Source organism: Vibrio cionasavignyae (assembly GCF_050337155.1).
In the GTDB taxonomy this organism is placed as follows: domain Bacteria; phylum Pseudomonadota; class Gammaproteobacteria; order Enterobacterales; family Vibrionaceae; genus Vibrio; species Vibrio nomapromontoriensis.
The window spans coordinates 40,772-54,936 of the sequence record NZ_JAKJSR010000019.1 but is presented as its reverse complement, the minus strand read 5'-3'; the positions used below and the strand labels follow the sequence as shown (position 1 = coordinate 54,936).

The following is a 14,165-nucleotide window of genomic DNA, read 5'->3' as shown; positions in this document are numbered from 1 at the left end:
GCAGAACTAAAAATGCCACGTTGTAAACGTGGCATTTTTTATTAAGGTTATACGGTTACTTTCTTAAGGCATTAAGCCGTGCTTGCGCAATTCCAAAAACCGTATCAATAGGGTAGCTTCCTTCCAGTGATGGCGTGCCAGCCTGTTTGCCTGTAAATAACTCAACAGCTTCTGTCACATGGTCAATAGCCCAAATATGGAACTCGCCTTTTTCCACAGCTTTAACTATATCAGCACGTAACATGAGATTATGAACATTAGAGCGCGGAATGATGACACCTTGCTCCGAGTGTCGCCCCTTAATCTCACAAACATCAAAGAAGCCCTCGATTTTCTCGTTTACTCCACCTATGGGCTGAGACTCGCCAAACTGATTCATAGAGCCAGTAATGGCAATGTCTTGTCGGTTAGCTTGGCCGGAAAACGCCGACACCACGGCACAAAACTCTGCCATGCTGGCACTATCCCCATCTACACCGCCGTAAGATTGTTCAAACGTAATCGTTGTGGTCAGCGGTACTTTCGCTGTTTTGCCGAATACGGAAGACAAATACGCGGTAAGGATCATCACCCCTTTAGAGTGAATACTGCCGCCAAGATCAACGCTACGTTCTATATCGATCACATCACCTTCACCATAAGATGTCGTTGCTGTAATTCGATTAGGCGCACCAAACATATGGTCACTGGTGCTCAATACCGATAAAGCATTCACTTGCCCTACGGCTTCTCCATGGGTATGAATCAACGTTGTACCGTTAGTAAACCCTTCCATAACGCTATCTTGTAGGCGATTGACCCGCATTTGTTGATAACTCAATGCTTGCTCGACATGCCCTACGCGAATCAAGTTCGATTTGGCATTTCGAGCCACGTAATTAGATTCTCGCAACAGATTGGCGATGTGAGCTGAATGCAACGACAGTTTCTTTTGGTCGCCAGATAAACGAGAGCTGTGCTCAATAATTCGCGCAATCGCTTTTCGATCACAATGCAGCATATTGTTGTCGTGGATAATACTGGAAATAAAACGCGCATAATGCAATTCAGAATCAGCGGTTCGCTTCATCTCATCTTCAAAATCCGCGGTGACTTTAAATAGCTCACTAAACTCCGGATCATAGTGTTGCAGTAGTTGGTAAGTTCGGTAATCACCAAATAAAATGATCTTTACATCAAGAGGAATAGGCTGAGGATCTAATGACACCGCGCCCGTCAACGTGACCTCTTTTTCTAATGAAGTAAAGCTCAGTTGCCTTGAGCGCAATGCTCGCTTCAAACCATCCCAAACATAGGGCTGTTCTAACACTTTTACTGCGTCCATCAACAATACACCGCCATTCGCTTTATGTAGGCTACCTGCGCGAATTAGCGAGAAATCGGTGAATACCGTCCCTTTGTACGTTGCGGTTTCAATATACCCAAACAGTGAATGGTAGTTAGGATTTTCTTCAACGATGATGGGCAGTTCTTCGCTAGTCTGCTTCACTAACACATTCACTTTATAGCGACGAGGGAAGTTTTTATCCAGTGACGCAGTAGCAATTTCACCCTGCTCATTGCCTTCCTCAAGAAAGATATCGACGTTTTCACAAATATCCTTTTGAAGCTCTGTCAGGTACTGCTTGATTTCAGTGTAACCATTGTAGCCTTTTTTCAACTTCTTAATGAGATGAGCAATCACGCCTAGCGTCACCTCATCATTCAGCTTCTGAATGTTATCGGTGTACGTCTCTTCAAGCGCAGTTAGCTCACGCGCCATACCACGTAAGCTAATTTCTAATTCGTCGATATTAGCGCCAAAACGAGTCTGCTCCTCTTCAGGCAACTCATCGAATGATTCCTCAGTGTGCAACTCCTCACCATTCAGTGCCACAAACTGATAATCGCCTTGCGGAGTGATGGTTAAGCTAATCCCTTTATCTTTCGCTTCTTCACTTAATTTCGCTAACTCGGCTTGCTGGACGCTAGCTAAATCATTCTTTAATTTATCAGCGCGCCCATAGTAGAGCTCATTATCAAACGCCATTGGGATCGCTTTCATCAGCTTAGCAATGAGTTTTTCTACATCTTGTTTTAGACGTGTTCCCGTACCACTAGGGAGTTTCAAAACTTGAGGAATTCGAGTATCCGCAAAATTGGCAACGTAGCACCAATCAAATAGCGCCTCACTATCATGCTGATGGCGGCTAAGATAGCGCAATATCATGGTTCTTTTACCTAAACCATTTTGTCCAATGGCATAGATGTTGTAGCCCTTCTCTTTGATTGACATCGCGAACTCAACGGCTTTTTGAGCGCGCTCCTGCCCAACGATCTCATCAATGGGAGAGAGTTCTTTCGTTGACTTGCAAGGCAATTTTTCCAGCTCTGCTGGATAGTATAGCGATGTAGATTCTAACCTCTGAATAGCCATAACTCGCTCCTGATTATTGTTCTAATAATCTCAGTTTAGCTGAATTACTTTTAAAATTTAGTGACTTACTCTTAAAACCCATTCAAGTGGTTATTTTTTACACAATCACTAACTTTCCAGACAACGCTATTTGTTACGATATCGTCCTACTCACGTACAATTAGCCTGATGATCTTAGTAAACCACACTGTTTCAACCAGTGGCAAAAACTGGCTATTTTAGCTTCATTTGAAGCGGTGTTATTTTGGACTAGATAATGTTGGCTATTACTCACCATAGACATTGCCTGGACGATGACTAAGTCATTTTGTTTAATTGCATCCTCAACAAGTACCGATTTAGCGAGTAGCATGCCTAGCCCTTGTATCGCGGCTTCCGTCGATAACTGGGTGCTATCAAATGACATCACAGGTTCACTAAAAGGTAATGTCTCGTCATGCAAAGCAAACCATTCTTTCCAACCTTCGCTATAACCCAGAGTCGCCAATTTTGGAAATGAAGCAATATCTTCAATTGAGCGAGAGAAATCAAACCGCTTGGTAAACGAAGGGCTCGCGACCACCAGCCACTCTTCATTAGACGTCAGGGGTTCATACATCACATCATCCCAATGACCATAGCCATTGATAATTTCAAGGTCAACGGCGTTATTATTACTTGGATATAGGTTTGTTGTAGAGTAAAACTGCAGCGAAATATCAGGATACCTACGGTGAAAATCAGCAAGACGTGGCAAAAGCCACGTATGGCAGAAGCTTTGAGCAACACGAATTGACAATGTTTGACGAGCTTTCTTTCCAAACAAATGATCCGTGCCTAAACATAGCTTATTCAACGTATCGGTGAGTAACGGTAAATAGTGCAACGCTTGCTCAGTGAGAACAAGTTGCGCTCCGTTTCGCTCAAATAAGCGAGCATCCAGATACTCTTCCAATACGCGAATTTGCTGGCTAATTGCAGCGCGAGTGACATTGAGTTCACTCGCCGCTTGCGAAAAACTGCTATGTCTCGCTGCCGATTCAAACGCACGCAGTGCTTTAAAAGGAGGGATTCGTCGCTGATGATTGATTAACTTGGGCGTCAAGTTAGTCGGCGGTGCCGATCGATTTATTTGCATTTAACTATTTATGGCCACTAAGAAGAGTAGCAGTAACCATAACAGTACTTTGTTAAGCAGCAATGAATGAGGGCCCTAATTTTCACTTTTGTGGTGGTGAGACTCAGTCCCCCCATTTTTAGATCTATTGACGTTACGACACTTTGTCAGCTTTCCCTGCCGGCCCTGCCAACTTAGATAACCAACGGTCGACAATAAATGGCTTCACTCCCTCTTGGTCCGCTACTTCTTTTCTTCTTACTGCATCTCGCACGACCATCGCTCCACACCATCTAAACGGCTCTGGCGGAAACTGTCCTCTTGGCCCTTTAGCCAAACCACATTGGGTATAACGATTGTCGTCACCTAATACCATGCTCGATAATATCTTTGCTCCGATACGGGTTTGCGCCACACCATTTCCTGAATAACCTAACCCATAAAATATATGCGGATGCCCACGTAAGCGATCAAAAAAGGGTAAGCCGGTCACCGAACGATCAGAGCCTCCCGTCCAGCTATGCTCTATATCGTTTTTAGTTAAATAAGGAAATAACCAAGAAAAGCTGCTTTCTAACTGCGATAGATAACGAGTTTTAGAATCAAACATACCGTCGATCTTATTACCGAATGAAAAGCGATTTCCGCCCTTCCCTAACATTAATCGCCCATCTTTCGTATCCCGGTAATAGTGTACAAAAATACGAGAGTCAACCACAGTCACTCCCTTTTCCGGGCCATGAGTGGCAAGCGTATCTGCCACAGGCTTTGTTAATACCATATCGGATGACACCACGACGATAGAGCGTTTAAATTCGGGAAATTGTTCAATGAGCCATGCGTTCGTTGCAAAGATCACCTTACCCGCCGTTACCGAACCTTGATTGGTACCTATCACCGCTGGCTGCGTTTCTTGTAAGGTTTCCATTGCGGTTTGCTCATAAACCTGCACACCAAGTTGCTTGGCGACTCGCATGAGCCCACGCGCTAATTTAGCTGGCTGTACGCTGCCTGCGGCTTGTGAGTAGTGCGCTTCTTTGTGAACCTTCGATCCTGTTTTAGACGAAAGACTATTAATATCGACGTTAGACCAGCTGTTTATTTTTTCCGTTTTGAGTGCGCCCACAACTGGTGCCATGGTCCCCATTTGAGCGTGATTTGTTGCGGTATAATACGTCCCCTTCGTATACAGCTCAGCATCAATATCAAATGCTTGGCAAAATTCATCAATTTCTGCAATCACCGCCTCTGACTCTTCGACTAACCAGCGCGCTTCTTCTGCTCCGAATAGCTTTTTCAATGTTGGATATTTCGTCGCCCAAGTCAGTAAACAGCCGCCATTATAACCGGATGCTCCCGAGCCACAGATTGATTGTTCTAATACAGCAATAGACAATTCAGGCTGCTTTTGTTTAAGAAGAATGGCACTCCAAAGCCCTGTAAAGCCTCCCCCTACAATAGCAACATCGACGGTGATGTCGTTGGAAAGGACTTCAACGGTTCCAGGCTCAGAAGCCAATGCATTATTAAGCCAATAACTGTATTTCTTTGACATAGTGTTGTTCTGCTTATTCAAGTTTCATTGTGTAGCGCTAGGGTAATCGCATTCCATCTTTCTACTCAGTTAGAAAATCTAAACGCGATAGATAGAATCTTTCACCCTTCTTTTCACACATTCTTCAACACTAAGCTTCCTCCTTTAGCTCCTGTGGCCTAGCGCGCGTTTAATTCAACTTTCATTTTTAAACAAGTTAGTTTTTATGTGAAACCCGTAAAGAAACGCGCTGTGATTTTGAAATAGTTCTGCCACCTCCCCGCCATAACATTGACCGCGAAAACATTGACCACAAGAACATCAAAATAAAAAACATAAACCACATTAATACAAATTGGAGTAATACAAATGAATACGACCCTAAGGTCAACTGGCATTGCCTGTACTTTATTGCTACTGGCAGGATGTAACACCTCCTCAAATGAAAGTGAGTCAGAATCCGTCGACAAGACAAGAAAATCACTATTAGTGATGATTGATGGTGCGCGCTACGAAGCCATCCTCAACGCCTCTACCCCTAACTTAGACCAGCTTGCCATTTCACAAGCCTATACCGGAGGTATATCCAACACGCTATCACAATCTGGAACAAGTACGGTGGAAGGCGAATCAACACTGTGGACGGGAAGCTGGCACACCATTCAAAAATCAGGCGAAAACGGTTTCAAAACGATCTGGCAGCACCTGAAAGAAGACAAGCCCAATATGTCGATTGGGCTATACCCTAACTGGCCCATTTTCGACTACGTTAATTTTGACCTAAGTGATATCCAGCATAAGGAAGCCTTTCGTACGGGGACAAGTCGCGAAGCCGAACATGACAATGCACAAATCATCGCCGATAAAATTTTGTCAGGTAACTACGACGCTCTATTTACGACGATTGATATGGTTGACTATTCTGGGCATTGTAATTACGGCAACAGCGGCGGGGCTTGGTCTGACGATTATGTCGCGACGATAGAAGAAGCGGACCAAGTATTTGGCTACATGTTAGATGCAGTAAAGGCAAGAGAAGCACAACACAACGAAGACTGGCTTGTGATAGTTGCCCCTGACCATGGTTTTAACCGTCAAAAAGACAATGGTTCTGTTGACTGCGCTCATGGTTCGCAAGACATCGACGCAAAAAAAATCTGGGTTGCATCAAACCAACAACCACTACTTAATCAACAGTTTAAACAGCCATTAAACAATATCGGTAACCGAGATAAAGATGGCCTCTATCGCTATGTGGCTCAAACCGATGTCACGCCCACTATCCTTACTTGGCACCAACTCTCTCTTGAACCTGAGTGGGTGATTGAAGGAACCCCTCTCATTGGCGACGTTGGCGTTCGCGGATTGTTTGTTTCAAGTGAGCAAGAAACCAACCGTGTCAGCATCGCTTTTACCGCCTCCAACAACCTGCCAGTTCAACTGCTCGCCAACGGAAAAGAAATGGCGCAAATAACCGATACGGTGACCGGTGAAGTCTATACCTTTGACTATATCGCCGAAGATTTAGAACCGGGTAGCCACCAAATCACTTACACCTTAATCAACAATACTATTCCTAAATCCATCACAACGAATATTACCGTTGTAGATCACGTGGACTTTGACGACTTACCTTTTACGTCCATTACGTCACTATATAGTTTTGATGATGACCTCACGAGTAACAGTATTTCTGGCGGCAACGCATTAGTCAAAACGGGTGAACCAACGATTTCTTCAGTGTCAGGTAAATATAATAGTGCGCTGTACCATATTCGCTCATTTAATAACGATTTACTTTTAGAAGACACCATCACCAACACTGACAAGTTTTCCATCTCACTATGGTTTGCCGGTGACGGATCTTCCTACGACCCGGCTGTGCTTACCAATAAACGCTGGGCCTCCAGCGCCAATGGTATCGTACTCGCTCAACTCAACGACAGTTTAAAGCTTCAGGTCGGAATGGATGGTGAAGGCAGCTGCTGCTTCGTACAACTTCCTTATACGCCAACAACTAACACAAATAACTTGCAATGGAATCTACTGGTCATTGGGGTAGATAAAACTCAACCTTGGGATAACGGAGAAGGTCATGGCGTCATGACATTCGGCGTTTATGACGCAGATAATAAGTTGCAATATGGTAGCGTCAATTTAACAGGTGACCGAAATAATACCATCCATACAGAACTACCATGGCTGTTCAATAATGACCATGCGCAAGCTCATAATACTGGTCACGCCGCGCTGCTTGACGAAGTGATTATTTGGAGCGACACAATGCTGTCACCGGGTGAAGCCGTTGCACTAGGCACCTCTGAACACTCAGTGACGAGTAAAATAGTTAATAAACAAGCCATAACGTACTCTGCATCATTGAACAGTATTGACTATATTGGCGAGAGCCCAAACCTCACTGAGAGTGAGAAAAAATCCGAAGCGTTTTGGCAACGTCGCCGACAAATGGAGGAACTACGAGCCGAACTCACGCCTTAACCCTTAAATGATAAATATCGACTTCATTAAGAACCCTTTTTGAACCCCTCACTTCATAGGGTTCTTTTCGTCGAACCATTACGTTATTCGTTCAATTTTATATTTCATCAATACTAAGGTTATTGGCGACAATTGGTATTGCATACGGCGAAATTAGGTCTAACATCAGAGGAGGATTCCTTATTGTTTACTAACTATCATGAAGAAAATACTGTTTGCTTTACTGCTCTCCTCCAACGCTCTAATACCTGCGCAGGCGTGTACTGGGATTTCACTCTCCGCTCTTGATAACAGCCACATTCAGGCCAGAACCATCGAGTGGGGGGAAAGTAACCTCAATAGTCGGCTGATTGTTTCTCCTCGGGATTATGCCTTTACCTCAACCATGCCCGACCAACAACCGGGGTTAACATGGCGCAGCCGGTATGGGTTTGTTGGTATCTCGGTTAGCGATGATCGTTTTATCGGCGAAGGTGTGAATGAAGCGGGTCTAAATGCTGGATTGTTTTATTTTAAAGGCTACGGTTCACTCACACCTTTTGACCCTAACCACGTGAAAAATAATATCACCGACATGGACTTTGTCCGTTGGATGCTTTCTAATTTCAAGACAGTTGAAGAAGTCAAAGCGGCGCTAAATACCATTAATATTGTCACGGTGTATCTTGATAAAGATGGCCAACCATCGCCGACTGCTCACTGGCGCGTAACAGATAAGAGTGGTAAAAGCATTGTCATTGAGATCATGAACCAAGGTGAAATTAACATCTACGATAACAACGTTGGCGTTCTGACCAACTCACCCACCTTCCCTTGGCACGTCACCAATTTAAATAACTACGTTAATTTGCAGCCAGGCAGCAGTGCGCCTCGTCAATTTGGTGATGCTAAAGCCACTTCCTTTGGTATTGGCACGGGATTTTTAGGGTTGCCAGGCGACATCACCCCGCCTTCTCGCTTTGTACGTGCAGCATTCTATGTCAGCACAGCGCCAGCTTCTAAAACAGCAGACCAAGCAATCTCACAAGCGTTCCATATTCTAAATAACTTTGATATTCCCATTGGGAGTGAATTTAACAATGAACATCGTGCGCACATCCCTGACTTACCTAGTGCGACACAGTGGACATCGGCGATTGACCAAAGCAATGGCTTTCTCTATTACAAAACCATGTATGATAGCCAAATCAAAAAAGTGGACGTTAACAGCATCGACTTTAATACCGAAAATGAAAAAGCCTACCCACTAGACAATGGGCAATTTAACGTTAAAGCTATCAAACTCTAGCCTAACGCCAAACTCAACATCCGATCTTTCGGCGCTCTAGATTCACGCTAGTGCGCCGATATATAATCAATTCCTCCCCCCAAAAAATTGCCGAGTTTTGCTACTAAGTTGTCGAGCATACTCACAAGGTATACGGTTGTCTTTTACTCTCTGCTCAACATTCGTTATGTTGTAACCTCTATGGATGCTTTATGGACAAACTCACACATGGATAAACTCATCGCGCTATCTCGCTTGTTATTTGCGCTTGCCTTAATCGCACTTGCAGCATCAATCTATTCCTTTACTCAAGAAGCAAGACAATTGCGCACCGAGCTACCTGCACTGTTGGCGCAAGTAGATACGACAGCACAACGTATCACCCCTGTCATAGAAGAAATCAATAACCTGCAATCCATTGTGCCGTCCATTTTGGCGCAAAGCGCAGAGTACCAAAGATTAGTGCCCGAAGTACTACAACGTATTGACGACATTAACCAACAACTGCCAATTGTTGTCGGCGAAGTTGCACGAGTACGTGATGCGATCCCACCTATTCTCGCCCAGAGTGAGGCGTGGCATAGTTCATTACCCAGCGTCCTAAAACAAGTCGACTATACCAATCAAACGGTTCGTCAAACGAATCAACAAATTAACAAAGTGAACAAGCAAATACCTGATGTTTTGGCAGAAAGCGCAGCACTTCGAAAAGAGGTACCTGAAATCATTGTTCAAGCAGAAGGGTTGGTCGCTCAAGCTGAGCAAGCGGGTCGAGAAGCAAGCAAGGGTGCTGTTTCTGGTGTCATTGGCGGCATTCTCAACTCTCCTTTTCAATTAGTCGACAAAATTACCGACGTGTCTTCAGATACCTTTGGGTTAAAGCAAGATAAGAGCTATACCGACGGAGATAGAGATAAACACAAAGCCGCACTAACAAAATTGATGAAAACACCCAAAAAAGGCCACTCTACACGTTGGTCTAATTCTCGTTCAGGCAATAGTGGTGAAGTCATCATCCAGTCGGTGAGCAATGAGGGTGACGCAATCTGTTACAGCATTTTAAGCCGCCTTAACATTGCGAGAGGCCCAGATAAAGGCACACATAACGTCATTACAGACAAGTGTGTTGAAGACTAATACGTTCACAACCTGAGGTAAGAAATGACCATAGAGTACATCAAAGATAGCGCTGTTGAGGAAACATTAAATCAGCAATTAATTACCTTGCTGAGCGCTTGTTTCACAAAACCCAGTGACGAGCGATTTAAAACACAACGCTATTACAATGAGATGCCCGCTCATCGCTGGTATATAAAAGACTCTACATCCAACCTGTTGGTTGCTCACCTTGCTGTGCACGAGAAACATGTTTATCACAATGCCAAACCGATTGTCATTGGCGGCATTGCGGAGGTTTGTGTTCATCCCGAGCACAGGGGGCAAGGTTATGTGAAACAACTACTTGAGCACGCGCATATAAAGATGGCGCAACTGGGAATGCAGTATTCGATTCTATTTGGTCGTGATGAAGTCTATTCATCCAGCGGCTACAAACGGGTCACCAATTTTTTCCTAATGGATAAGTCGATGTTAATGCCCGGTACCAACATATCAGCAATGGTACGCCCCATTCCGCTACAAGGTAGCGCATGGCCAACCAGCCGAGTAGAACTTAGAGGATTGACATTCTGACCGGTAAATACAACCGTGCCCTGCTCGTTGGCAGGGCACGGTTGTATTTACCAGCTATCGGATTCTTCGCGTTCTCAACTATGGCTTAGCGGGGACATTTTTCATCATTGAACCTATAATTTGCGTCATCTCTGCTCGCTGATCCGGGTCTTCTATACGGCGCTCGGTTGGCCCTTGCGCTAAGACTCGCCAACGGGGAAAGTCGCCTAACGGCGCAAAGGCTGCGATATATAAGCTGCCTTTTTCACCACTTTCGCCCGGTTCGGCCGCGACTTGAATACCCGTCGAAATTTGCGTGCTGGCAAAAATATCATCATCCGTCATCTTCGATTCTGTCGCGATACCAAATTCCATCCACATCTGCGGTGATTGTGAAGGCGCCACTTTTACAAACCCTTTATTAAGCAGTTCTTGGTCAATAAGACTTTGAATCACAGAGAGATATTCTTTAGCATCTATTTCTTCGGAAACATGGGCTACGGCCGCGTCTGATTTCCAAGAATAGGTATTGGGTTTGCTTGCTGGCAAAAATGAAAAATCACCTGTGGTAGCAATACCATAAGAAAAATCGGCTTGAGGTGGAGTAACCGTGGTGCAACCCATTATAAGTAAGCTACTCATAATGAATAATAGTAATGATGACTTCATACTCGTGCTCTTTTTTTACTCAATTATCGTCTAATACTAATTCACGTTTTGACAAGTGCCTAGTAAAAACAACCACTTTGCCAGTACGCTGTTCGCGTGATTGTTGCCATTACTGTTACGGTTGTACTAGTTTCTAGTGGTATACGTAGCTATTGGTATACGTAGCTATTGGTACACCGCACGGTAAGCAATGCCTTCTAATCGTTTACGCAGCGTTTGAGCATAGCCTTGGTCACTATCATAGCGCTCCAGAACTTGTAAGATATCAACATCATCGCCATAGAGCGCTTGATTAAGAGGTTGGTTTAACTTGATTTGAAAGGTATCAATGCTGCCACCGAAATACAGCCCTGTATTCTCAGACACCATCATGGCTGAAATGCCACTGGTGCCACCCACCACTTTACCGCTAACACCCGACCCAATGGTTAAGTCCGCTGTCCCACCCATTTTGATTGGCTGTTGCACTAGATCATCCACCACCTCGTCTGACAAGATCACGCCAATACCACCAATTTTTTGCGCCCCAGCCAGTAAGCCAAACATAAAGCTCGTAAACTCGACAAAAACAGGCTCACTCCATTGATGTTCATGCCTAGTTAGTAATATTCCCTCTCCCCACTGTGCACCCACAAGAAATCCGGCCTGCCCGCCTATAGGAAAAATGACCACGGCTTGGGCGACCCCTGTCAAACGCTTCACCGATTGCCAGTGAGCAGTAGAATCAAACTTATCAATTTCCTCTGCCGCTAGCGCGATAACCTTAGAGGCTCGCTTGGCTTCTTCACTTTGAGAAGGGACAGCAGGAGTATGAATGCTGGAGGGATTGGCTTGCAACGATTGCGTATTCAATGCCATTACATCATCTGAAGCCAATGTTGAAACACTAAGAAGAGATAGACCGAACACGAGCGTACGGCTTAAAAGAAGAGGTAGGTAGCGCATAACTGACTCCAAAGAGGGATTGGAGCGTATAGTATCAAGAAAAAGTGGCGCTGATTACGCCACCTATTAACAATGTTGCCACTTTAACCCAAGTCTGACATTAATCCAGTCTAGCATTAACCCAAACTAACATTAACCCAGACTAAGAATTCGCGACAACAATGCAATGAACATGAAGAGTGAGTAATGCGTTACTTACGCCCCACTCCCATCAGTACTGGACGCGTACCTGAGTCAGTTTCAACCTCAAATGGCACCGATACGGTTACACTGTCAAAGCCCGCATTAAGCAATATCGTCTCTGCTCGTTGTGTTGTCATACCGTAATCAAGGTCATCACTATCCACCGCCCAGTCCCAGTGAACAAATAAACCGTATTCGTCGAGCAAGGTATAGATAATATTCGCTGTTTCCTGAGGATTGCCAAGAAAGCCGCATACAGAAGACGCCACCACTAAATCAAATTGATTGCGAAATGCTGGATGCTGAGCGACTAAACCGCGAGTCAGGAAGTCAACCACAGGCTCAACATTCACTAACGCTTTTTTGTCCAACTCTTCAATCATTGATTCAGAGCCATCTAATGCGATGATTTGTTTAGTGCATGGCGACATTAACTGGCTTAGCAACCCAGTACCACAACCAAAATCTAGCACCGTCTTGCGGGTCAGAGAGGTGATTGCCGTTAACTCTTCAAAACAAGATTGAGCAAAAACTGCCGTCGCTTGATTGTTTTCCCATGTCGCTGCGTACTCATCCCAATCGTTTGACATCGTTCACTCCATTTATTTCATCAGTATTGGTTACAGATCCCACACTGATTTTAATTCCTTAATCTCTGGCCCTAGATTAAACCAGAATACCCGCCAATTCCTAGTGTTATCTTCGTAATCTTTGCGATACATGCTATGATTTTACCCTGCATTTATTGCCGAAATTTTATCATTGGATGACTATGAACTTTACTCAAATTGAAGCGTTTTGTGCCGTCGCCGAAACAGGTTCGGTATCTGCTGCTGCTCGCCAGATCGACTGCAATAGAACCAAACTCAGCATGGCAATTAAAGCGTTAGAGAAAGATCTCGGGACAGAACTCTTTGTTCGCACCGGCAACAATGTCACCTTGTCTGAAACTGGAAAAGCCATTTATAAAGACTGTGAGAATTTACTGATCACCTCCGATAGAATTCGCAAAACATGCGCGCAGATCTCCGGAGAATTTGCGACAGAAGTGTGGATCGCTCACGACGACTCGCTTCCAGACACACTATGGCAAGATCTCACCGTACAAATTAACCAAAACTTTCCTGCCATTTCATTTAACGTTGTCTTAGCCTCTTCTGGTGATTTATCCGCTTTGGTCGAAAAAGGTCAAGTGGACTTCGCGTTTGGTGTCGACTACGAACGTATCGATGATCCTAGAATTGTCTATCAACCGCTAGGTAAAATTCGCATGATGTCGGTATGTCGTTCTGACCATAAACTGTCGAAATTACCCCGTGTCTCCGACGACGTTCTCCGCAACTCTATGCAAGTCTCGTTAGCCTATCTCAACGAAAAAGCGAATCCTGAATTGCTGCCTTTTTCCTTGAAATACATTGGGTTTTCAAGCTTTGAATACATGCTCAAAACCATTATCTCTGAAGGCGCATGGGGAGTGCTGCCTGAGCCTCTCATTCGTCAGTATCTTCGCGAGCAGAAACTCTCAGTTATCAAGCACACTTACGGACTCAACCAAGAAGACTTTTGTATGTTTACTGCGGCCGGTATGTCCGAGCACCCTGCGATGACGTGGACAGCGGATCAAATCAGTGATTATCTTTTTGCCTTTTAAGTCGTTAAACCTATCTCTCTTTTCAGTGAGCAGCCTTCTGCTAAAACATGCTGATCATCCCTAACGACAGACGCTCATCACTATTTCTCCACTTTATATCTACCTTCCATCAGTGACCGTCAGTATTTATGACACCAAAATAGCTACCTTATACTATTGAATTTAATAGAAAAATTACATAGTCACTCATATCACCACCTACTAACTTCTTAACTATTGTTTGAAATAACACCA

11 protein-coding genes are annotated in these 14,165 nt (G+C 44.4%); 5 read left to right on the top strand and 6 right to left on the bottom strand.

Annotated features, from left to right (window positions below):
- Positions 1–55 precede the first annotated feature (55 nt).
- The 3 genes from L4D74_RS15335 to L4D74_RS15325 form a co-directional block, all read right to left on the bottom strand.
- Positions 56–2,416 (bottom strand): Lon protease family protein, encoded by a 2,361-nt coding sequence (locus L4D74_RS15335; RefSeq protein WP_428753059.1) that lies wholly within the window; start codon positions 2,414–2,416, stop codon positions 56–58.
- A 160-nt stretch (positions 2,417–2,576) separates the two neighbouring features.
- Entirely contained in the window at positions 2,577–3,533 is a 957-nt protein-coding gene (locus L4D74_RS15330; protein ID WP_428753058.1) for a LysR substrate-binding domain-containing protein, read from the bottom strand.
- Positions 3,534–3,666: 133 nt separating this feature from the next.
- Positions 3,667–5,067 carry an FAD-dependent oxidoreductase gene (locus tag L4D74_RS15325; RefSeq protein ID WP_428753056.1) on the bottom strand — a complete coding sequence of 467 codons (1,401 nt, stop codon included), beginning with the start codon at positions 5,065–5,067 and terminating at the stop codon, positions 3,667–3,669.
- Positions 5,068–5,415: 348 nt separating this feature from the next.
- On the opposite strand from L4D74_RS15325, the gene L4D74_RS15320 reads away from it, so the two are divergent.
- The 4 genes from L4D74_RS15320 to L4D74_RS15305 all read left to right on the top strand — a co-directional run bounded on the left by L4D74_RS15320 (position 5,416) and on the right by L4D74_RS15305 (position 10,504).
- Positions 5,416–7,545: an alkaline phosphatase family protein gene (locus L4D74_RS15320; RefSeq protein WP_428753055.1), complete on the top strand. Its 2,130-nt coding sequence runs from the start codon at positions 5,416–5,418 to the stop codon at positions 7,543–7,545.
- A gap of 199 nt (positions 7,546–7,744) precedes the next feature.
- Complete coding sequence (locus L4D74_RS15315) at positions 7,745–8,833, top strand: linear amide C-N hydrolase (RefSeq protein ID WP_428753054.1); 1,089 nt, start codon at positions 7,745–7,747, stop codon at positions 8,831–8,833.
- A 207-nt stretch (positions 8,834–9,040) separates the two neighbouring features.
- Positions 9,041–9,949, top strand: a complete 909-nt coding sequence (locus tag L4D74_RS15310; protein WP_428753052.1) for a hypothetical protein — start codon at positions 9,041–9,043, stop codon at positions 9,947–9,949.
- 24 nt (positions 9,950–9,973) lie between these two features.
- Positions 9,974–10,504, top strand: coding sequence for a GNAT family N-acetyltransferase (locus L4D74_RS15305; RefSeq protein ID WP_428753050.1), 531 nt, complete (start codon positions 9,974–9,976; stop codon positions 10,502–10,504).
- Between the two features lie 78 nt (positions 10,505–10,582).
- Here L4D74_RS15305 and L4D74_RS15300 read toward each other — a convergent pair whose 3' ends face one another.
- The 3 genes from L4D74_RS15300 to L4D74_RS15290 all read right to left on the bottom strand — a co-directional run bounded on the left by L4D74_RS15300 (position 10,583) and on the right by L4D74_RS15290 (position 12,870).
- Entirely contained in the window at positions 10,583–11,152 is a 570-nt protein-coding gene (locus L4D74_RS15300; protein WP_428753049.1) for a DUF4136 domain-containing protein, read from the bottom strand.
- Positions 11,153–11,317: 165 nt separating this feature from the next.
- On the bottom strand, positions 11,318–12,097 hold the full coding sequence (locus tag L4D74_RS15295; protein ID WP_428753047.1) for a lipid-binding SYLF domain-containing protein: 780 nt from the start codon (positions 12,095–12,097) through the stop codon (positions 11,318–11,320).
- Positions 12,098–12,288: 191 nt separating this feature from the next.
- A complete protein-coding gene (locus tag L4D74_RS15290; protein WP_265675462.1) occupies positions 12,289–12,870 on the bottom strand; it encodes a class I SAM-dependent DNA methyltransferase in 582 nt (193 codons plus the stop codon).
- A 182-nt stretch (positions 12,871–13,052) separates the two neighbouring features.
- Between L4D74_RS15290 and L4D74_RS15285 the strand changes: the two genes are divergently transcribed.
- Positions 13,053–13,931, top strand: coding sequence for a LysR family transcriptional regulator (locus tag L4D74_RS15285; protein ID WP_265675461.1), 879 nt, complete (start codon positions 13,053–13,055; stop codon positions 13,929–13,931).
- The last annotated feature ends 234 nt before the right edge of the window (positions 13,932–14,165 follow it).

What these genes read in the sequence shown, in the direction of transcription:
- L4D74_RS15335 (WP_428753059.1), bottom strand. Translation starts at nt 2,416, where the DNA reads ATGGCTATTCAGAGGTTAGAATCTACATCGCTATACTATCCAGCAGAG.
- L4D74_RS15330 (WP_428753058.1), bottom strand. Translation starts at nt 3,533, where the DNA reads ATGCAAATAAATCGATCGGCACCGCCGACTAACTTGACGCCCAAGTTA.
- L4D74_RS15325 (WP_428753056.1), bottom strand. Translation starts at nt 5,067, where the DNA reads ATGTCAAAGAAATACAGTTATTGGCTTAATAATGCATTGGCTTCTGAG.
- L4D74_RS15320 (WP_428753055.1), top strand. Translation starts at nt 5,416, where the DNA reads ATGAATACGACCCTAAGGTCAACTGGCATTGCCTGTACTTTATTGCTA.
- L4D74_RS15315 (WP_428753054.1), top strand. Translation starts at nt 7,745, where the DNA reads ATGAAGAAAATACTGTTTGCTTTACTGCTCTCCTCCAACGCTCTAATA.
- L4D74_RS15310 (WP_428753052.1), top strand. Translation starts at nt 9,041, where the DNA reads ATGGATAAACTCATCGCGCTATCTCGCTTGTTATTTGCGCTTGCCTTA.
- L4D74_RS15305 (WP_428753050.1), top strand. Translation starts at nt 9,974, where the DNA reads ATGACCATAGAGTACATCAAAGATAGCGCTGTTGAGGAAACATTAAAT.
- L4D74_RS15300 (WP_428753049.1), bottom strand. Translation starts at nt 11,152, where the DNA reads ATGAAGTCATCATTACTATTATTCATTATGAGTAGCTTACTTATAATG.
- L4D74_RS15295 (WP_428753047.1), bottom strand. Translation starts at nt 12,097, where the DNA reads ATGCGCTACCTACCTCTTCTTTTAAGCCGTACGCTCGTGTTCGGTCTA.
- L4D74_RS15290 (WP_265675462.1), bottom strand. Translation starts at nt 12,870, where the DNA reads ATGTCAAACGATTGGGATGAGTACGCAGCGACATGGGAAAACAATCAA.
- L4D74_RS15285 (WP_265675461.1), top strand. Translation starts at nt 13,053, where the DNA reads ATGAACTTTACTCAAATTGAAGCGTTTTGTGCCGTCGCCGAAACAGGT.